At 63.0% G+C, this 16,253-nt stretch carries 23 protein-coding genes; 9 read left to right on the top strand and 14 right to left on the bottom strand.

The genetic code is table 11. The annotated features are described in order from the left end of the window. The first annotated feature begins 58 nt into the window (after nt 1–58). Nucleotides 59–1,339, top strand: coding sequence for a DUF763 domain-containing protein (locus tag ACWGS9_RS05365; RefSeq protein WP_454504241.1), 1,281 nt, complete (start codon nt 59–61; stop codon nt 1,337–1,339). A 247-nt stretch (nt 1,340–1,586) separates the two neighbouring features. Here ACWGS9_RS05365 and ACWGS9_RS05360 read toward each other — a convergent pair whose 3' ends face one another. From ACWGS9_RS05360 to ACWGS9_RS05340, 5 genes are all read right to left on the bottom strand, one after another. Beyond that, nucleotides 1,587–1,826 (bottom strand): hypothetical protein, encoded by a 240-nt coding sequence (locus ACWGS9_RS05360; protein WP_454504240.1) that lies wholly within the window; start codon nt 1,824–1,826, stop codon nt 1,587–1,589. Next, on the bottom strand, nt 1,823–2,305 hold the full coding sequence (locus ACWGS9_RS05355; protein ID WP_454504239.1) for a hypothetical protein: 483 nt from the start codon (nt 2,303–2,305) through the stop codon (nt 1,823–1,825). The genes ACWGS9_RS05360 and ACWGS9_RS05355 overlap by 4 nt, the downstream gene beginning before the upstream one ends. Nucleotides 2,306–2,437: 132 nt before the next feature. Then, nucleotides 2,438–3,034 (bottom strand): DUF6456 domain-containing protein, encoded by a 597-nt coding sequence (locus ACWGS9_RS05350; protein WP_454504238.1) that lies wholly within the window; start codon nt 3,032–3,034, stop codon nt 2,438–2,440. 351 nt (nt 3,035–3,385) lie between these two features. Continuing rightward, nucleotides 3,386–4,186 (bottom strand): GcrA cell cycle regulator, encoded by an 801-nt coding sequence (locus tag ACWGS9_RS05345; RefSeq protein WP_454504237.1) that lies wholly within the window; start codon nt 4,184–4,186, stop codon nt 3,386–3,388. Between the two features lie 421 nt (nt 4,187–4,607). Next, the gene (locus tag ACWGS9_RS05340; RefSeq protein WP_454504236.1) at nt 4,608–4,931 is read right to left on the bottom strand and encodes a hypothetical protein; all 324 of its coding nucleotides are present in this window, start codon (nt 4,929–4,931) and stop codon (nt 4,608–4,610) included. Between the two features lie 80 nt (nt 4,932–5,011). Here ACWGS9_RS05340 and ACWGS9_RS05335 point away from each other — a divergent pair, with 80 nt between their 5' ends. From ACWGS9_RS05335 to ACWGS9_RS05320, 4 genes are all read left to right on the top strand, one after another. Then, the gene (locus ACWGS9_RS05335; RefSeq protein WP_454504235.1) at nt 5,012–5,644 is read left to right on the top strand and encodes a LexA family transcriptional regulator; all 633 of its coding nucleotides are present in this window, start codon (nt 5,012–5,014) and stop codon (nt 5,642–5,644) included. A 209-nt stretch (nt 5,645–5,853) separates the two neighbouring features. Then, entirely contained in the window at nt 5,854–6,942 is a 1,089-nt protein-coding gene (locus ACWGS9_RS05330) for a nucleotidyltransferase family protein (protein ID WP_454504234.1), read from the top strand. Nucleotides 6,943–7,043: 101 nt separating this feature from the next. Continuing rightward, nucleotides 7,044–7,388: a hypothetical protein gene (locus tag ACWGS9_RS05325; RefSeq protein WP_454504233.1), complete on the top strand. Its 345-nt coding sequence runs from the start codon at nt 7,044–7,046 to the stop codon at nt 7,386–7,388. Between the two features lie 66 nt (nt 7,389–7,454). Beyond that, nucleotides 7,455–7,808 (top strand): hypothetical protein, encoded by a 354-nt coding sequence (locus tag ACWGS9_RS05320; protein WP_454504232.1) that lies wholly within the window; start codon nt 7,455–7,457, stop codon nt 7,806–7,808. Nucleotides 7,809–8,040: 232 nt separating this feature from the next. Here ACWGS9_RS05320 and ACWGS9_RS05315 read toward each other — a convergent pair whose 3' ends face one another. The 3 genes from ACWGS9_RS05315 to ACWGS9_RS05305 all read right to left on the bottom strand — a co-directional run bounded on the left by ACWGS9_RS05315 (nt 8,041) and on the right by ACWGS9_RS05305 (nt 9,064). Then, nucleotides 8,041–8,301: a DUF2934 domain-containing protein gene (locus ACWGS9_RS05315; RefSeq protein ID WP_454504231.1), complete on the bottom strand. Its 261-nt coding sequence runs from the start codon at nt 8,299–8,301 to the stop codon at nt 8,041–8,043. Between the two features lie 116 nt (nt 8,302–8,417). Beyond that, the gene (locus ACWGS9_RS05310; RefSeq protein WP_320214512.1) at nt 8,418–8,627 is read right to left on the bottom strand and encodes a hypothetical protein; all 210 of its coding nucleotides are present in this window, start codon (nt 8,625–8,627) and stop codon (nt 8,418–8,420) included. 137 nt (nt 8,628–8,764) lie between these two features. Next, entirely contained in the window at nt 8,765–9,064 is a 300-nt protein-coding gene (locus ACWGS9_RS05305) for a DUF1236 domain-containing protein (protein ID WP_320214513.1), read from the bottom strand. A 211-nt stretch (nt 9,065–9,275) separates the two neighbouring features. Here ACWGS9_RS05305 and ACWGS9_RS05300 point away from each other — a divergent pair, with 211 nt between their 5' ends. Beyond that, the gene (locus tag ACWGS9_RS05300; RefSeq protein WP_454504230.1) at nt 9,276–9,623 is read left to right on the top strand and encodes a DUF982 domain-containing protein; all 348 of its coding nucleotides are present in this window, start codon (nt 9,276–9,278) and stop codon (nt 9,621–9,623) included. A 155-nt stretch (nt 9,624–9,778) separates the two neighbouring features. Here ACWGS9_RS05300 and ACWGS9_RS05295 read toward each other — a convergent pair whose 3' ends face one another. Then, nucleotides 9,779–10,000: a hypothetical protein gene (locus tag ACWGS9_RS05295; protein ID WP_454504229.1), complete on the bottom strand. Its 222-nt coding sequence runs from the start codon at nt 9,998–10,000 to the stop codon at nt 9,779–9,781. Nucleotides 10,001–10,213: 213 nt separating this feature from the next. Then, complete coding sequence (locus ACWGS9_RS05290; protein WP_454504228.1) at nt 10,214–10,513, bottom strand: DUF1236 domain-containing protein; 300 nt, start codon at nt 10,511–10,513, stop codon at nt 10,214–10,216. 224 nt (nt 10,514–10,737) lie between these two features. Here ACWGS9_RS05290 and ACWGS9_RS05285 point away from each other — a divergent pair, with 224 nt between their 5' ends. Together ACWGS9_RS05285 and ACWGS9_RS05280 are read left to right on the top strand one after the other, a co-directional pair. After that, nucleotides 10,738–11,505, top strand: coding sequence for a DUF1236 domain-containing protein (locus tag ACWGS9_RS05285; protein ID WP_454504227.1), 768 nt, complete (start codon nt 10,738–10,740; stop codon nt 11,503–11,505). Nucleotides 11,506–11,757: 252 nt separating this feature from the next. Beyond that, nucleotides 11,758–12,120 (top strand): hypothetical protein, encoded by a 363-nt coding sequence (locus ACWGS9_RS05280; RefSeq protein ID WP_454504226.1) that lies wholly within the window; start codon nt 11,758–11,760, stop codon nt 12,118–12,120. Between the two features lie 242 nt (nt 12,121–12,362). Here ACWGS9_RS05280 and ACWGS9_RS05275 read toward each other — a convergent pair whose 3' ends face one another. Continuing rightward, nucleotides 12,363–12,770, bottom strand: coding sequence for a heme-copper oxidase family protein (locus tag ACWGS9_RS05275; protein WP_454504225.1), 408 nt, complete (start codon nt 12,768–12,770; stop codon nt 12,363–12,365). A gap of 286 nt (nt 12,771–13,056) precedes the next feature. Between ACWGS9_RS05275 and ACWGS9_RS05270 the strand changes: the two genes are divergently transcribed. Further along, nucleotides 13,057–13,599: a J domain-containing protein gene (locus ACWGS9_RS05270; protein WP_454504224.1), complete on the top strand. Its 543-nt coding sequence runs from the start codon at nt 13,057–13,059 to the stop codon at nt 13,597–13,599. Nucleotides 13,600–14,128: 529 nt separating this feature from the next. Here the strand turns inward: ACWGS9_RS05270 and ACWGS9_RS05265 are convergent. From ACWGS9_RS05265 to ACWGS9_RS05255, 3 genes are all read right to left on the bottom strand, one after another. Beyond that, nucleotides 14,129–14,896 carry a hypothetical protein gene (locus tag ACWGS9_RS05265; protein ID WP_454504223.1) on the bottom strand — a complete coding sequence of 256 codons (768 nt, stop codon included), beginning with the start codon at nt 14,894–14,896 and terminating at the stop codon, nt 14,129–14,131. Nucleotides 14,897–15,386: 490 nt separating this feature from the next. Continuing rightward, entirely contained in the window at nt 15,387–15,818 is a 432-nt protein-coding gene (locus ACWGS9_RS05260; protein WP_454504222.1) for a TadE/TadG family type IV pilus assembly protein, read from the bottom strand. Further along, complete coding sequence (locus ACWGS9_RS05255) at nt 15,808–16,248, bottom strand: TadE/TadG family type IV pilus assembly protein (RefSeq protein ID WP_454504221.1); 441 nt, start codon at nt 16,246–16,248, stop codon at nt 15,808–15,810. The genes ACWGS9_RS05260 and ACWGS9_RS05255 overlap by 11 nt, the downstream gene beginning before the upstream one ends. Nucleotides 16,249–16,253 lie beyond the last annotated feature (5 nt).

The following is a 16,253-nucleotide window of genomic DNA, read 5'->3' as shown; positions in this document are numbered from 1 at the left end:
GCCTTGCAAATCCCCACCAAAATGCCATCTAACTCACCGGCATCCACGGAGAAAATACGTGACGCAGCGAAGCGGCAGCGCCGACCTGCCGCTGCATGGCGGGCGGGTCCCGAAATGGCTGGGCGAGCGCATGACCAGGCTCGGCGCGGTGCTGTGCGAGGCGATCATCCACCATTACGGTCGCGACGAGCTTTTGCGCCGCCTCGCGCATCCCTTCTGGTTCCAGTCCTTCGGCGCCGTGATGGGCATGGACTGGCATTCGTCGGGCATCACCACCTCGGTCATCGGCGCGCTGAAGCGCGGCCTGAACCCGATGGCGAGCGAGTTCGGCATCCATGTCTGCGGCGGGCGCGGCGCGCATTCGCGCAAGACGCCGGGCGAGCTCATCGCCATCGGCGAGCGCGTCGGCCTGAACGGCGAGGCTCTCGCCACCGCCAGCCGCCTCGTCGCCAAGGTGGATAGCGCGGCGGTGCAGGACGGCTACGACCTCTATCTGCACGGCTTCATCGTCAGCGATGACGGGCGCTGGGTGGTGGTGCAGCAAGGCATGAACGGCGACGCCCGCCAGGCGCGCCGCTACCACTGGCTGTCGGAGGGGCTCAAAAGCTTCGTCGACCAGCCGCATGCGGCGATCGAAGGCGAAGCCCAGAGCGAGATCGTCAACCTCACCGACCATCGCGCCGAAAAAGCGCGCGGCGGCCAGATCGAGCTGCTCAAGACCATGAGCCCGCAAAAGATCCTGACCGAGCTTGCCGCGCTCGAACCACCGCCTGAACGAGCTAAGCCGGAAATGGAGCCAGCCGCGCAGCCGCTCTTACCCAACCTCGTCATGCCCGCGCATCACGACGTGCGCGAAAGCGACATCGTCATGCGCCGCCTGCACGGCAACATCGCCTCGGCGATCGAAAGCGGCCCGAAGGATTTTCCGGAGCTGCTCCTGGTGCCCGGCGTCGGCCCGCGCACGGTGCGCGCGCTCGCCATGGTTTCGGAAGTGGTGCACGGCGCCCCCTACCGCTTCTCCGACCCGGCGCGCTTCTCGCTCGCCCATGGCGGCAAGGACCGCCACCCCTTCCCCGTGCCGCTGAAGGTCTATGACGAGACGATCGCGGTGCTGAAATCGGCGGTGGGCAAGGCAAGGCTCGGACGAGACGAGGAGTTGCAGGCGCTGCGAAGGCTGGACGGGGAGTCGCGCCGGATGGAGCGGTGTGTCACGGGGCCGAGCCTGAAGGAGATTGTAGCCGGCGAGATGGACCAGTCGCATTTGCTGGGCGGGCGGAGTGTGTTTGGGTGGGAGGGGGTGCCGGAGACTGAGCCGAAGCCGCTGAGGAAAGATGCTTGAGGCGCCGCGTTGAAACGCGCTGACAAAGACTGTCGGTCGGCGCCGCCCCTCATTGCCCTGCCGGGCATTTCTCCCCGTATAGTGACGGGGAGAAAGGGCTTTCATCGCCGCTTTCGCCAATCTTCAGCGTCGAGAATGAACGCCGGCGTCGTGGCCAGCCCTCTTCTCCCCGTTCACGGGGAGAAGGTGCCGGCAGGCGGATGAGGGGCAGCGCCGGCGTCTGCGATTGGGGACAGTCGCCCCGGGTTCAGCGATCCCCGCAGTTCTGCTGCCGGACCCAACGCAGAATAACCCCAGCAGCAACCACAAGCGCAATCAAGCCAACCGACAAGAATATCCAAAAGCGGACCTGCAGTGACGCGAACTCCGGCTGCCACGCCGGGAACTGAGACAGCCAGGCAAGTGTGACTGCCTGCCCGAAGGAAAGCGGCGCGATGCTGGCCGATACCAGAACAATGGCGAGATAGGTCAAAGACCGTTTCGTCATGGCGCCCTCCGTCCCATCATTTCTTCCGCTCCAGCAGGTTGCTTAATCTTCAATCCGGCTATCAGACAGAACACCAGGGCGGTCAGGCCAGCCACTACAGCGAACGCCACCGCAACGATCAGTCTTCCTGACGGAGGGGTTTCAAGGTCTGAGGAATTGACAAACCACGAGAAGAGAAATCCTGCCGCGGCCCCGATCACCAAGGCCCATGCTAAGCAATTCCAGCCTGTCAACCTCCCTGTGAAGTAGAGGATGCCGACGATCAACGCGCCAAGGCCGATGCTTATCGGATAGCTCAGCACCATCAACGCAAGGACGATGTCAAAATGCTTTTCCATATGTCCAGCGCCAGAGTATGGATAACCAGAACCAAGAAGCATGCCGAAACAGTAGATCAACGGTCCGGTCGCCGGCGCCAGTGCAATAGCCGACAAGAGTCGCCAGAGTTTCCAACCTTCCGCCAATTCAGTCGCAATCACGCTCGCCCATTCCCTTGGAACACTACCCGGCACATTTTAGAGGTAATTATCATTTACAGGAACTTTGCGCCAACTTGGGTGCAGCGATCTCATCTCATGGTTATTCCGCGATCAACCAGCACTTTCTAATATTCACCCCACCTTCCGCCCCATCATCCCATAGTGCACCGCCAGCAAATCCAGCCCGACCTTCAGCAACTTTACCACCACGTCGCGCCCATCGCCGCTGTGTTCGGCGAGCGCCTTCACCGACTGGCCTTCGAGACAGATCTTGCGCACCACCTCCGCCACTTCCCAATGGGCGAGCGCAGTTGCGGCATGGGCATGCGTCCGACCGGCTGACAGCACGAGGTCCGGGACGCCGCCGCCCATGCGGCTGGCGTCGACGCGCTCGCTCCAGGATTGCGGCTGCAGGCCTTGGCGCTCTGCGCGCTCGAAATCGTCGCGAAAGCGCTGGCCGGCCTCGCGCTGCTGGCGGGTGAGCGAGGTGATGCCGGTGAGCGGATCGACATTGCGCAGGCGCACGACGCCGCCGGTGGAGGTGTAGCCGCCATTCGACACCTCGTAGACGCGCCGCGCTTCCGCCGTGCCGGCGGTGAGGCGCTGGCGGCCGAAGGCGTCGGCCTTCAGCGCGAAATCATGGCCGACCTCGCGGCGGATGCGCACCTGCTCGGCCTCGCCCTTGGGGAGCTTTGGAGGTTGCGGTTTCTTGGCTGCTTTGCGGGGCATGGGGCGGGGTTCCTTTGTGGGTGTCGGAAATTGGAGAGGTTGGCGGGACAGCACCCCCATCTCCCCCGCAAAGGGGGGAGATTGGCAGCTTTGGCGCAGGCGCTTTTCTTGCAACACTGGCGATTTGCGAAAGCCGAGGCGACGTCCGATCTCCCCCCTTGCGGGGGAGATGTCCGGCAGGGCAGAGGGGGGTGTGAAGGAACGCCAGCCTCGCCAATCCTTTGTAGGCACGACAACGCTACGACTAGATAGATTGAGGATAGGCAAGACAGAGGGTCGGCGGGACAGCACCCCCCTCTGTCCTGCCGGACATCTCCCCCGCAAGGGGGGAGATTGGCCATTCCACTACCCTCACATCCCCCTCCCGCGATGCCCATGGAACCGCGCATGGTGATGCGCGCAGTAGCTGCGCGTGCCTGTCGTGCGCAGGCCGCAGCAGAGCATGTCCGGGCCGGGGCGCGCGCCGGGCGGGTCGTGTTCAGGCTCTTCGCGCAAACCGAGGTCGAGCGGGGCGCGGCAGCGGCCGAACAGGCAGTCGAGGAAGCGCATCGCCGCGACATGCGGCTGGCGGCCGGGCGCGACAGGAGGCGGCGGCGCCGGGAGTTTGTAGCGCCGGGCTTCGGATTTTTCGCGCTCGCCGGGAGCGAGCCAGGCCGGGGGCAAAGTGCGCGCGGGTTTGCGCGGCTTGGGTTTTTTGGGCTTGGGGCTAGTGGGGACGCGGTCTGTTTGCGTGACGACCCCATGGACGGGTACGCTGGCGGGACAGCACCCCCCTCTGCCCTCCCGGGCATCTCCCCCGCAAGGGGGGAGATTGGCAGCTCCGGCGCGGGGGCCCTCCACCAACTCGGCACATCTGGCAAGCGCGGCCGGCTCGGAGAGCGTCGTCGCTCCAGCCGCCACCCTGCCCCGCCTGCCTGGGCGGTCCGGCCGCGCATGTTTCCTTGGCCGGCCGCCGGCGCGGCCGCCTTTGGGGTTGGCGAAGCCGATGGCGCTTAGGCCGGCGTTGCGGTGGACGATGCCGATGATGGCGTTGCGCGAGACCGGGCAGCCGCGCAGCGCGCTGAAGCGGCCAGCGATGCGCGAGGCCGAAAGCCCCTCCTTCAGCAAGGCGGCGATCTCGTCGATTTCCTTTTCGGTGTAGGCGGCTGCCATCTTCTCATTCCGTTGATTGCTAAGGCTTGGGCTTGTGAAAGGGCTCGGCGTTGCGAAGGGTTGGGCTCGGGCGGGCCAAGCGCCAGGGTTCGGCCGCGAGGCCGCAGGTCAGGTGAGCGAAAGGGTTGGGTTCAGGCCGCGCCTAGCAGTCGAAGGAGTGCGGCTTCGGCGGCGGCCCGCGTCAGGCCCGACACCGCCCGGCCGGTTACCCGGTCGAACAGGATGACGGTGCCGTCCTCGGTGCGGATGCAGCTTGTGCCCGAATTGGGGGCCGGAGCCGGGGGAGGAGCGGCTCCGGCCGTTCCGGTGAACCGGGGTGCGGGCGGTTCGACCGGATCCGGGGCAAGCGCCCCGGAATGCGCCCGGACCGGGGAGGAGGACGGTCCGGACGATTGGAATTCCAAAGGTGACGGGAGCGCGTTCATGCCGCCTCCCCTTGCATGGCGGCAGCGGCACGACGGCCGGCCAGCCATTCGTAGCTGATGCCGGCAATGCCCAGCCGGCGGCTTGCTGCCACCACATGCGGCCAGTGCTGCGGCGCGATGCGGCCGCGACGGCGCATCTGGCGCGCGGCTTCGTAGCCGCAGCCGACATCGGCGGCGAAAGCGCCGATGCTGTGCCAGCGATCGATAAGCCCCGAAATATTCGTGGGCAGCTCCGAGATATTCGCGGGCCGTGCCGTCATGCCGATGGTGGGCGCCGGAATCATGGGCAGTGCGGAAATGCTTGCGGGATGCTCATTCATGCGCTAAGCGTACGTTATGTACGAATGGCGTGCAAGCGAAATCGTACACTTTGGACGATAAATTTCAGGCATTTTGTACGATGATGGATTCCCGGCACAGATTGCAGCAGGCGCGCGCCCAGGCCGGCTATGCCTCGCCCAGCGATGCGGCGCGCGCCTTGCGCGACATCAACAAGAACACGCTGATCAGCCACGAGAACGGCAACCGGCCATTGTCTCGGAAAGCTGCGGAGAAATATGGCCGGCTGTTCGGCGTCGACCCCGGCTGGCTGCTGTTTGACGCGGATGGCGCCGAGGCGGCTCCGGTCAATCTCATGCCCTCGCCCGTCACCGTCGACGTGCCGATCGTGTCGTGGATCAGCGCCGGCGAGCTCGGCGGCCAGGACAGCGTGGTCAACCTTTCCGATTATCCGACGATCCCCACCGCCGACCTCGAGGAAGGCGAATGGATCGCGCTGCGCGTCGACGGCCCGTCGATGAACAAGATCTCGCCGCCGGATTCGATCATCTTCGTCAACCTGCGCGACAAGCGGCTGGTGACCAATGGCTGCTACGTCATTTCAGACGAGACGGGACGGGCCACCTACAAGCGCTGGCGCCCGAACGACAATCCGCCATTCCAGCCGGCGTCGTATCTGGATATCCCGCCGCCGGAGCTGGAGGGCGCGATCACGATCATCGGGCGGGTGAAAAGGTCGATGATCGATATGTGAGGTGGCGTCGACTGGCGACGGCACTCATGCGACCGCTCTCCCAGTCGCGGCCGGTCTCGGACTGGACGACGGCGTGGACGGCCTTCAAGTCCGGCGGTTATAAGATTTTCACAATTTTCTTATAACGATCTTGCAATCGAAGCTGACGACGCGCAATTATAAGAAAGCTGCAGGAATCTTATAACGCTTCGCGCGAGCCGGGAGCGGCCATGAAGACCATCGATCTCGCCTATCGCACCCTCTACGCCGAGCTGGTGCAGCGCAGCCTGGACGCCTCCTTCGAGACGGATTTCTCGACAGCGGGCAATTTCGTGCGCGTGCCGGTGAAGGGCCGGGACTACTGGTACTTCGAGGAAACCAGCCCCAAGAAGACCAGGCGCTATGTCGGTCCGGCCGAGGATCCTGAGATCGCCATGCGGGTCGCGGCCTTCAAGGAGATCAAGGACGATCTCAGGAGCCGCCGCAAGCTGGTCTCCACGCTTGTCCGCGATGCTGGCCTGACCGCATCCGAACCTTTCACCGGCGATGTCATCGAGGCGCTGGAAAAGGCCGGGCTCTTCCGGCTGCGCGCCGTGCTTGTCGGCACCGTCGCCTTCCAGACCTATGCTGGATATCTGGGTGTGCGCCTTCCAGGCGCCGCGCTACAGACGGGCGATGCCGACTTCGCGCAGTTCCATTCCGTTTCGGCCGAAGTGGAGGACAGCATGCCGCCGGTCATCGGCGTGTTGAAGGCGGTCGACCCGACGTTTCGCGAGATCCCGCACCGGACGGATGCCGGCCGCACGACGCAATACGAGAACGCCTCGCGCTACCGGATCGAATTCCTCACCCAGAACCGGGGCAGCGACGAGCATGCCGACCATGCGAGCCCGATGCCTTCGCTCGGCGGCGCTTCGGCGCAGCCGCTGCGCTTCCTCGATTTCCTGATCCGCGATCCGGTGAGGACGGTGCTGCTCCATCGCTCCGGCGTGCCGGTGCTTGTCCCCTCGCCCGAACGCTTCGCCGTCCACAAGCTGATCGTGGCGGCTCGCCGCGAGCGAAGCGCCGCTGCGAAGCGCGAGAAGGACCTCCATCAGGCCGGCCTGCTGGTCGAAGCGCTGGATACAACGCGCAGACAGGATGACCTTGCACTGGCTCTCGCGGAAGCGTGGGAGCGCGGTGATGCCTGGCGGGAAGCATTGCGGAAGGGATTGAACCTGCTCAAGCCGGACAGGCATGAAATGGTTCAGTCGGTTTTAGGGCGGGCGCTTGACGAAATCGGCGCGCAGCTCGAAGGCTTTGCGATGCGCCCCGCCTGATCCTCGCCTCAAGGCGCGACGTATCGTTCAAATTGTACGAATCCCGCTTGATCGTTTTTCGTACATAAAGTACGATACTTCCCTTCCTTCGAGGGATTTGCATGAACACCGCGAACCACGCCGCTTTTGCCGACCTGTCCCGCCCTTTGCTGTCGCCACTGGCGCCCCACGAGCGCGAACGCCTCGCCGGCGCCTGGCGCATGGCCAGCCAGGACATCGCCGACGACATCCGCTTCATCCGGCAATATCTGAAAGTGATCGCCGAAAAGGACGAGCGTCTTTCGACCGGCACGCTGGTGCATGGCCGGGCCTATGTCGAGGCCTGCGCCACCTGGCTGCCGGAAACGGTGGCGCGGTATTTGCGCAATCTCAGGCTGATCAGCGAATGCGAGAGCGCGATGATTGTGGCAGGCGTGCGGTTTGCCAGGTCGAGCGATGCGTGGTGAGGAGCATTCTCCCCTCTCCCGCTGTGGAGAAGGGAAGAACTCAGGCCGCCCGAAAAGCGAACAATCATGCCGCTGCAACCCTTGGCTCTGCGCCTCGACAAATGCATCGTTTCACACAATCGCCAATTGGTGGACGCGGGTGAGCGGCCGGGCGTTAATTCCTCTCAGGCGAAGGAGGGCATGGCCGCGTACCAGGGAGGAACACGTTTGATGCAACCGCAAATCGACATCGGCGCACTACCCGAGGATCAGCCCTACGAGGTCACCTCATTTGCCAGAAAGCACGGCCTGACGGTTCCGGTCGCGGACGCGGTCCTTTTCGCCAAGGGTCCGTCGCCGTCGCGGGCCGCCTGCGATACCGCCGCGCTTGCCCTCCTCTGCGCGGTCGCGCAATACGCCAGGAAGCAAGGAGGGCGCTAGCGGTTCGGCGACGCGGCTGTCGGGATGACACAGGGATAACCCGGGATAGTCAGTAAACTCCCGCCGGCGCCAAGCTTATCCATTCAATATCTCCAATATTGGAAACCGCTACTTCTGCACACGACTAAGGACTGGTGGCGACCAGAATCATCGAAGGCGCGCGACACCGCCGCACCCTCACCTTCCCGCAGATCAAATGGAGGCCTGGCGGCCAACCGGCCGCCGAAATGGTTCAGCCCTTGGCTTTGGGCTTGGTCACCTTGGCCTTGGCGGGCTTGTCCGCTTTGGCCGGCTTTTCGGCCTTTGCCGCTTTCGGTTTTTCCACCTTGGCGGCGGCCGCCTTCTTCGGACTCTTCGCCTTCGGCTTGCCCGCGGCGTCGACCTCGGCTGTCGCCTGGTCCCAATGCTCCATATGAGCGCCTTCCGGCCGGCCGGCTTGCTCCCAGATCTCGTGCGCGCGCTGGCGAATGCGTTCGTGCCTGTCGTCCGTCACTGTCGCCTCCTAAGGTTGGGACGGTTCCCCGGCGCGAACATTAGCCGAATTTTCGGGCGGCGTCTTGGGTGTAGACACGGCGCGCGAACGCATCCTGCGGCAAGGTGGTTGATCGCTTATTTGTGATCAGGGAGCACCGTGATGCCGAGATATGCGGCCTTCTTGGCAATCAATGCCGCCAGATCGGCGTCGGAACGATCGGTTCCGGTCCGCTCGCGCAGCAGCGCGATCAACTGGCCCACCGACAGCAGCCCATCGCCGCGCTCGGCCAGCAACCTGTCGACCTGGCGGACGACATCGGGTGATTCGACATGTGGATGATGCATGGCAACGATTCCTCCAACCGCGTTTCGTTGCCTCCCAAACCGCTGCTCAGCTTAAACGATATGCCTGAAGACCAGAAGAGCCCGATCCTCCCACCGATGCGACGGGGAGAGAATCGGGCCCTTCAGCCCGCCAGGTGCTACTGGATCACCTGGATGACGCGGCGCGTGCCAGGATCGATCAGCACCGTGTGGTCGTTGACGACCGCGTAGCGATACTTCACGTCCGGAACCTGCTGCAGCTCGACGGTGTCAGGCACGGTCGAGCCGACGCCGAGCTCAAGGCCGAGCACGTTGACCGAGGCGATCGGATGCTTGTGGACATATTCCTTGACCACGGTCTGCTGCTCGGGGGTGACGATCACCTCGTCCGCGGCCGCGATGCCGATGCCGGCCATCAGAGCCAGGCCGGCGACAGCTGGAATGAAGGTGGTTTTCATCATTTCTCTCCTGTTGCGTTAGCGAGCTCCACCCTGCCTCCGCCAAGGCGGAAACATCGGCAGGTCGAACATTAGAGCTCCCGGGGCAAACGCCGTCGGCAGGGCGTTGTTCCGTCAGCGACGACTAATTGATTTGGCGGAACCTTCGCATCGGCTCCGCATTGGAAGACTTTGAATCCTCAAGGCTTTGAATCCAAAGGGCGCCGCCGTCATGCAAGAAGGTTCCATCAGAAGCGACATCGAACTTCGAGCCCCTGTAGCCATCGCCGTCGGCGCCGGCTTCAAGCGCGAGATCGCCTCGCTCACCGAGATGCAGAATTTTCTCAAGGAATGGCCGACGGTCAAGCGGGGCGAGAGCTACACCGCGGCGATGCGGGCCTGCGAGGCGGCGTGGGCCGCAGAGATCGAGCTCGACAAGGCGCGGCAGGCGTTCCTGGTCTTCGCCAGGAAAGTGGGGATCGAGTGGACCGGCGCCGATCCGGTGGCGGTCCTGCGCGAAGCGAAGATCAGGCGCAACCGGGCACGCGAAAGCCAAGCGCAGCACGGAGCGCAGCACTGACTAGTGCCGCGCGCATCGGCCTTGCCTATAAGTTTTAGAATTTAGCCGGCGGATCGCGGCAGCAACCGGGTGCCCTGGCGTCCGTTCGCCTGGGGACCGTCGCCCTGCGGGCCGTCGACTGGTATCGATTGGTGATCTTCGGCTGAGGGCCGCTGTCAGTTCGGCGTCGATTCGCCCAGCGCCTCGGTAACGAAGGACGCGGCGATCAGATCGTCCGCGTCTATACGTAGGGAGCCCTCGGCGCCCCCCATGATGGCAGCGACCTTCTGGAAGGTCTTCATCTCATGCTCGGTGATCCGGGCGTTCCGCATCCTGGCTTTCAGATCGGCGACCCGCATTCCGAGCGAACGGGATGTTCCGATTTCTCGTTTCGACATGTCGGTTAGACTCCTCCCCCACCCGTGCCTGTTTCGCCGCCGCCCGATTCCCGCATCCTGCGCATGCTTGTGTTCTCTATGAGGCAAATGCGAACACAGCAGCGGCAACGCGACCCCGGAGCGAAGGTTCCATTAGCATATGGTAACGAATTGCTACTGGTTAGCGGCCCGCCGCCGTACCGGCAGCAGGCCGTCACTCAGGGCGAGTGGATTTTACTGGATGACCTTGACGATCTTGCGCGTGCCGGGATCGACAATGACCGTTTGTTTGTCGACGACAACATAACGGTATTTGACGTTCGGCACCTCGCGCAGCTCGACGGTATCGGGAAGGACACTGCCGATGCTGAGCTTGACGCCGGGAACCTCGACCGAGGCCAGCGGCTGCTTGTGCACATATTCGCGGATGACGGTTTCCTGCTCAGGCTGAATGATGACGTCCTCAGCGGCGGCGACGCCGATACCGGTTAGAAGCAGCAGGCCCGCGGCAGCGGTTGTGAGATGCATTTTCATCGATCTTCTCCTTCGTATGGGTAGACTGCCTCTCACGCTGCGCCTGCGATGTCACAGCCGGTAGGCATTGGCGTAACGCCACCCGGCAGGCCTTGTTCCTGCAAAAATTTGCCGGCGCCGTTTTTTTGCAAAACGTCACCAGCGCTCGCGAAACAATTTCGGAACAATGCTTTCAGGGCCGGGTTTTCTCAGCGAAGGGACCGAACTTTCCGAGGAGAAATCCGATGAAACACCTGCTTATGACGAGCATGATCGCGCTCGGCGTCGGTTGCGGCGCCGCGATGGCGCAGACCGAATCCGTGCAGCCCAGCGGCGACACCAACTGTGCCGCTGGCCAGGCCGATTGCCAGAAGGGCGGCAAGGCCGGCGGGCAGGCGCAGGGCGAGGCGAAGTCGAAGACCGAGCTGAAGGCCCAGGGCAAGGCCGGCGCCAACACACAGGAGCAGGCTCAGGGCAAGGCCAAGATGAAGACCGACGAGCAGGCCCAGGGCCAGGCTGGCGCCAATACCGACCAGAACGCCCAGGACAACACGCAGCTGAAGAAGAAGCAGCAGGCCCAGGGCAAGGCCGGCGTCAACGACAATACGCAGCTGAAGAAAAAGCAGCAGGCGCAGGGCAAGACTGGCACGAACACCGAGCAGAACGCCCAGGGCGGCAATACCAAGATGAAGACCGAGCAGAACGCCCAGGGCAACACCAACGTCGGGACCGACCAGAACAAGACCGCCTCGATCAACAACGTCACGGTGGAGCAGAGAACGCAGGTCACGCAGATCATCCACGAGACCAAGGTCGAGCCGGTCCGCGATGTCAGCTTCGACATCTCGGTCGGCATCGAGGTGCCGCGCCACAAGGTGCGTCTGCATCGCCTGCCGGCCCGCATCGTCAAGATCGTGCCTGCCTATGAAGCCTACGAGTATTTCGTGCTGGCCGACGGACGCATCGTCATCGTCGACCCCGACACTTACAGGATCGTGCTGATCCTGACCTGATGCGGACGGCATGACGAGAAAGGCCCGCCGACCGGCGGGCCTTTTTTTGCGAGGCATGGACCCGCGCGCGCATGCACCGCGCTCCATTAGGCATTCCTTGAATGCTAGTCCACATGGAACGATATGGCGGAATTCTCAGTTCTGACAACGGAAGTCCTGCGTCCGTGGTCCTATTGGGGCCGGACGAAAGGGCGACGGGGCCGCTCGCAAATTGTTCAAGCTTGCGGTCCACCCGGAAAAGGTGCATGGGTCATGACGGGTAGAGGTATGGGCGAGATCGTCGACGATCGGACATGGTCGCGGCGCTCGGTTGGGCAAATGTATTTTCCGCAGTTTTTTGTGGGAATGGTGGCAACGCTTCTGGTGATCCTGGGCTGGACCTACACTTCCACGGGATCGATCTGGATGGCGATCAGCTGGTCGTTTCTGGCGGCCGTGGTGCTGCAGGCCGGCTACTTCGTGGCCGTGCTCTGGCTCGTGCACGGCGAAAGCCGCGTGATCGACGAAAGCAAGGCAGACACCAATTCGGCGCCGGCCGAAATGCCCGGTCCGTTCGAGCGCGACGGCATCGTCCACGCTCTCATCTCGTTGCTGTTCCCGAGGCTGCTGCCTTAACCGCGCCGGCGGCATCAAGCCCGCAATGATCCTTTCTCCCGACGCTGAATAGCCCGGCACCTCGCATTGCTGGAATGCAGAAGGCGGGCTGCGCCTCGGTTTGGTTCCCGAGGCGCAATCAGTTTGCATCGCCGCCAGTTGGGCCGCCCTTAAACCAAGTTAATGCGGCGCAACGCAAGTGGCCCGGCTTGCGGTGTCCTTGGTCGGGGCGTCGGCGCGAAGCCCCCGCTTTGCCTGGCAGTCTAGCGCGCCGTGGCAGCCGTGGGCGAGCGCACCGGCTGGGCGGGCGAGAACACCACAAAGGCAAAGACCAGCACGCCCGCGGCGACGATCAGCGAACCAATGCCGAGGATCGGCTCGACGGCGTCCATTCCATAGGCGTATTTCAGGTAAAGCGGCGGCAGCATCACCACCAGGCCAAGCGTGTAGAGGCCGTAGTGGATCATGGCGAGACGCTTCTCGGCCTTGGCCGGGTTGAGCGCGTAGTAGCCGCCGAAGATGGCGCTGGTGACCCAGCCCAGAAGGTTGAAATGCGCATGCGCAGGGAAAGCGCCATGATCGCCCGAAATGCCCATCTTGATGCCTATGGCGATGCCCAGAAGGAAAAAGATGATGGCCGTCTTGAAGAAGAGCTCCGACACCCGTGGCATTTTGTTGTCCTCCCAATGCCTCTGTAAACCCGACTCAAGTCTACACCTTGCAAATCTTATTAGCTATGACGCACTTAGGTCGGCGCAGCCTTCGGGCGAAAGCCTCGCGCGGTTGGTTCCGCCCGCCGGGAGGTTTTTCTAACCCTGAATGGAGGGGTTGCCGCGAAGCGAACGGCTTTTCGCATGACTGGCGTCAAAGCCGGCCTCGCGCCTTGCATACGTGCAACATTTGGGCAATGCTTGGATTCGGGGGGAGTGGTTTCCGTAATTTCGGAAGCACGATTAAATGTTCATTGACTACTACGAAACTCTGGAAATAAGCCCGAACGCCAATTCTGAAACAATCGAGCGGATTTTCCGCTACTTTGCCATGCGCTACCATCCCGACAATCGGGAAACCGGCAATGAAGCGCGTTTCAGCGAGATCGTCGAAGCCCACAATACGCTGCGGGATCCGGTCAAGCGGGCCCAGTACGACATCCTCTACCGCGAGCATCTGGGCCTTCGCCACGAACTTACGCAGGAAGCGCGCGACGGTGGCGGCGTTGAAAGGGACTCCGTCATCCAGGCCAATTTACTGTCGCTTCTCTATGTGAGGCGCCGGCGGGACGTCAACAGTCCGGGCATCGGTGACGAAGAACTCGAGCGCCTGTCGGGCTGCCCTCGCGAGCACCTGGAGTTTCACCTGTGGTACCTCAAGGCGAAGGGCTTCATCGGCAGGACCGAGAACGGGACGTTCGCCATCACGGTGGAAGGCATCGATCACGCCGGCGCCAAACACGGCCGCGATCGCCCCAACGCCACCCGCCTGCTCGATCACGCCGATTAGAGCAATTCCAGCAAAGGTGCGAAGGCTCGGCGGCCTCGCCGCAGCCTTCCGTCCGGAATTGCGTCAAACAAAGAGAGGGGGCGGTTCGCCGTTTCCGTGAAACGGTGAAACGCTTCAAAGTCTTTGATGCATGTCGTTGTCACAAAACCGCTGCACACTTCTGGGCGACATGCATTAGGCCGGCCTGTTTCGTCCCGACCATCAAGGCCCGCCTACTGGCCTGAACCAGTGGCGGGCTCGATGAAGGAACAGCTACATCCCGGGGGGAATCGACTGTCGTCTCCTGAACTCCCCATTTCTGGGCTCGATTCCGCCGGATATGGCGGAACCCGAACCATGCGCCGTGGAGGGCAAGAACGGAGAGCGCGTCCATGACATAGGTGCTGTGCGTCGCCGAAGACAAGGCGACTGAGGTCTGACGCGCCGCCGAAATTGGCCCGGCTTGCCGCGGCGAGCCTATCGCAAAAGAAAACGCCGCCGGCCTTGGCCGGCGGCGCTTTGGTTCGCCCTCTGGTCGGTTCGACCGGCCTTATGGAGTTGTCGTGGCAGCGGCTGCGGCGTCGATCTTGGCCGCCAGCGTATCCTTGGCCCAGGCGGTGACGTCGGCGTCGACCGGCTTGTTGGCCATGTCGCCAAGAGCTGCATCCAACGAGGCATCGGTGGGGGCAGGCGCGTTGTCAACCGCGGTCTGGGCATCGGTGATCGCCTGGTTGTCGGCGGTGATTGCCGTGTTCTGGGCATCGATCTGCCCCTGAACGCCGGCGATCTGCGCATCGAGAGCCGCCTGCTGTGCGGTCGTAAAGCCGGTCGTGTTGGTCGCATTGAGGTCGGCGAGTTGCTGAGTGAGATCGGCGAGCTTGCTCTGGTCGGCGGCCAGTTGAGCGTTTGCCGCGTCGAGCTTGGCCTGCGCGTTCTGGGCTGCCGCGGCTTGCGTCACGTAAGCCTGGATGCCGGCGAACTTCTTGCTCTTGGAATTCATGTAGGCGTTGATGTTGCGTTGCAGCGAGTTCAGCCGGCCGAGCTTGGCGTGGATGTTCTTTTCCTTGGGCGTGGCGGCGGTGGTCGTGTCGTCGGTCGAGCTGTCGTCGGTTGCCTTGTTTTGACCCGAGGCCGAAGCCGACTTGCCATGCGAGGCGCCGCTGTTGCCCTTGCCACCGGCATTGCCGCCGCCATTGCCGTTGCCGCCGCCATGGCTGCCGCCATTGCCGTGGCCGCCGCCATTGCCGCCGGCAAGCGCTGGAGCCGACGCTAGAGCCAGAATGGCAAGGGATGTTAGAAGTGTCTTTCGCAATGTCATTGTGCTTCTCCGCAGATGAATCGTCGTCATGGCCCAACCGCTAGGCAGCCTCTTATGAGAATTTCCTAATGGCGTCGGATAAACTTTAAGCAATTGCGGTCGCGAAATGAGAGCAGGACAACCGCCGTCCAGTGATTTTCGCAAAACACCTCGTTAACACATTGAAATTTAAAGGAAATACAAAGGGCCGAACGCTTTTGGGCCATTTGGAACAAAGAGGGCCCTTGTCTCGCCAGACCATGGTCCCAAAGACATTCTTGCTTCGGGAAAACCACATAAACTCGCAACGTCTGCCCGATGCAAAAGCCAAGTCCGGTCGAGCGGAATGCGCTTGGTTCGGCGTGACTAAATGGAAGAAGACGCTTCCTGATCCGCCGGTGCCACGGTGTCCGGCTGCTGATCTACGCCTGAACCCGTCGAAGGCGAAGATGCCGACTAGGAGCATGATGAGGAAAGATGCGATCGATAGTCGCCGATTCAGGTCCAACTATTACTGAGGGCAAGCTCCTTTCACGCTGTTGGCCAGCGGCACGTTCACCGTGGTCGCGTAGCTGATCGGGTAATCGCTGAAATAGGGGAAGCTGATGACGAAGGCATAGCTGGCGTTGACATGTGCCATACAGAAGCCGCCACTCGCGGGATCGGTGGCGATCGTGACGTTCACATTCTGCAGACCGAGCGCCTGCAGTTTTTGCGTTGCGATCGCCTGGATGTCAGTCTGGGTCAGCGTGTTGTTGAGCTGCAAGGAGCGCGAGGACGCCTCCAGCGCATAGCGCACGCTGGATATGTTGTTCATCGACCAGCCGAAGGCGAAGATGCCGAACAGGAGCATGATGAGCAAGGGCGCGACAAGCGCGAACTCGATTCCGGCGCCACCCGATTCATGGCCGGCAAATGCCAGAAGTCTTTGGTTAGCGGACACGGACCACCTGCAGATGGCCGATGGCGGTGTTGTCCGGAAAGGGGCCGAAGGAGAAGGGCGGAATCCAGGTGCCCGATGCCTGGATCTGAACGAAGACCGAGGGCACTTTCTGTCCGCTGCAGATGGTGGTCGAGGTGACCACGGTCGTTCCGCACTGGTAGATGCGGGTTATCGCGACGGCGGCGTCGCCCGGTTTGTGCTCCCAGCCCGCCAGCGCCACGGCCTGGGTGGCGTTGTCGTCGGTAGCGCCGGCCATCACAAAGTTCGCCGCCGTCTTCACGCCTGCCCGCATCGCCAGCGAGCTGGTGACATAGGACCAGCCGTCCACGACGCCGAGAAGAGTGGCGCACAGCACCGGCATCACCATCGCGAGCTCCACCGCGGCGATGCCGGCGCGGTCCCTACCGAAACGGATTGCCGGTAGCCGCATGGCCG

The organism is Mesorhizobium sp. Arg314 (assembly GCF_053714275.1).
Note: the sequence above shows the minus strand (reverse complement) of the source record. Positions and strands in the feature narration are given on the sequence as shown.

What these genes read in the sequence shown, in the direction of transcription:
- ACWGS9_RS05325 (WP_454504233.1), top strand. Translation starts at nt 7,044, where the DNA reads ATGAACACCGCGAACCACGCCGCTTTTGCCGACCTGTCCCGCCCTTTG.
- ACWGS9_RS05295 (WP_454504229.1), bottom strand. Translation starts at nt 10,000, where the DNA reads ATGTCGAAACGAGAAATCGGAACATCCCGTTCGCTCGGAATGCGGGTC.
- ACWGS9_RS05310 (WP_320214512.1), bottom strand. Translation starts at nt 8,627, where the DNA reads ATGCATCATCCACATGTCGAATCACCCGATGTCGTCCGCCAGGTCGAC.
- ACWGS9_RS05265 (WP_454504223.1), bottom strand. Translation starts at nt 14,896, where the DNA reads ATGACATTGCGAAAGACACTTCTAACATCCCTTGCCATTCTGGCTCTA.
- ACWGS9_RS05280 (WP_454504226.1), top strand. Translation starts at nt 11,758, where the DNA reads ATGACGGGTAGAGGTATGGGCGAGATCGTCGACGATCGGACATGGTCG.
- ACWGS9_RS05285 (WP_454504227.1), top strand. Translation starts at nt 10,738, where the DNA reads ATGAAACACCTGCTTATGACGAGCATGATCGCGCTCGGCGTCGGTTGC.
- ACWGS9_RS05300 (WP_454504230.1), top strand. Translation starts at nt 9,276, where the DNA reads ATGCAAGAAGGTTCCATCAGAAGCGACATCGAACTTCGAGCCCCTGTA.
- ACWGS9_RS05275 (WP_454504225.1), bottom strand. Translation starts at nt 12,770, where the DNA reads ATGCCACGGGTGTCGGAGCTCTTCTTCAAGACGGCCATCATCTTTTTC.
- ACWGS9_RS05320 (WP_454504232.1), top strand. Translation starts at nt 7,455, where the DNA reads ATGCCGCTGCAACCCTTGGCTCTGCGCCTCGACAAATGCATCGTTTCA.
- ACWGS9_RS05350 (WP_454504238.1), bottom strand. Translation starts at nt 3,034, where the DNA reads ATGCCCCGCAAAGCAGCCAAGAAACCGCAACCTCCAAAGCTCCCCAAG.
- ACWGS9_RS05255 (WP_454504221.1), bottom strand. Translation starts at nt 16,248, where the DNA reads ATGCGGCTACCGGCAATCCGTTTCGGTAGGGACCGCGCCGGCATCGCC.
- ACWGS9_RS05345 (WP_454504237.1), bottom strand. Translation starts at nt 4,186, where the DNA reads ATGGCAGCCGCCTACACCGAAAAGGAAATCGACGAGATCGCCGCCTTG.
- ACWGS9_RS05330 (WP_454504234.1), top strand. Translation starts at nt 5,854, where the DNA reads ATGAAGACCATCGATCTCGCCTATCGCACCCTCTACGCCGAGCTGGTG.
- ACWGS9_RS05340 (WP_454504236.1), bottom strand. Translation starts at nt 4,931, where the DNA reads ATGAATGAGCATCCCGCAAGCATTTCCGCACTGCCCATGATTCCGGCG.
- ACWGS9_RS05360 (WP_454504240.1), bottom strand. Translation starts at nt 1,826, where the DNA reads ATGACGAAACGGTCTTTGACCTATCTCGCCATTGTTCTGGTATCGGCC.
- ACWGS9_RS05290 (WP_454504228.1), bottom strand. Translation starts at nt 10,513, where the DNA reads ATGAAAATGCATCTCACAACCGCTGCCGCGGGCCTGCTGCTTCTAACC.
- ACWGS9_RS05305 (WP_320214513.1), bottom strand. Translation starts at nt 9,064, where the DNA reads ATGAAAACCACCTTCATTCCAGCTGTCGCCGGCCTGGCTCTGATGGCC.
- ACWGS9_RS05270 (WP_454504224.1), top strand. Translation starts at nt 13,057, where the DNA reads ATGTTCATTGACTACTACGAAACTCTGGAAATAAGCCCGAACGCCAAT.
- ACWGS9_RS05335 (WP_454504235.1), top strand. Translation starts at nt 5,012, where the DNA reads ATGATGGATTCCCGGCACAGATTGCAGCAGGCGCGCGCCCAGGCCGGC.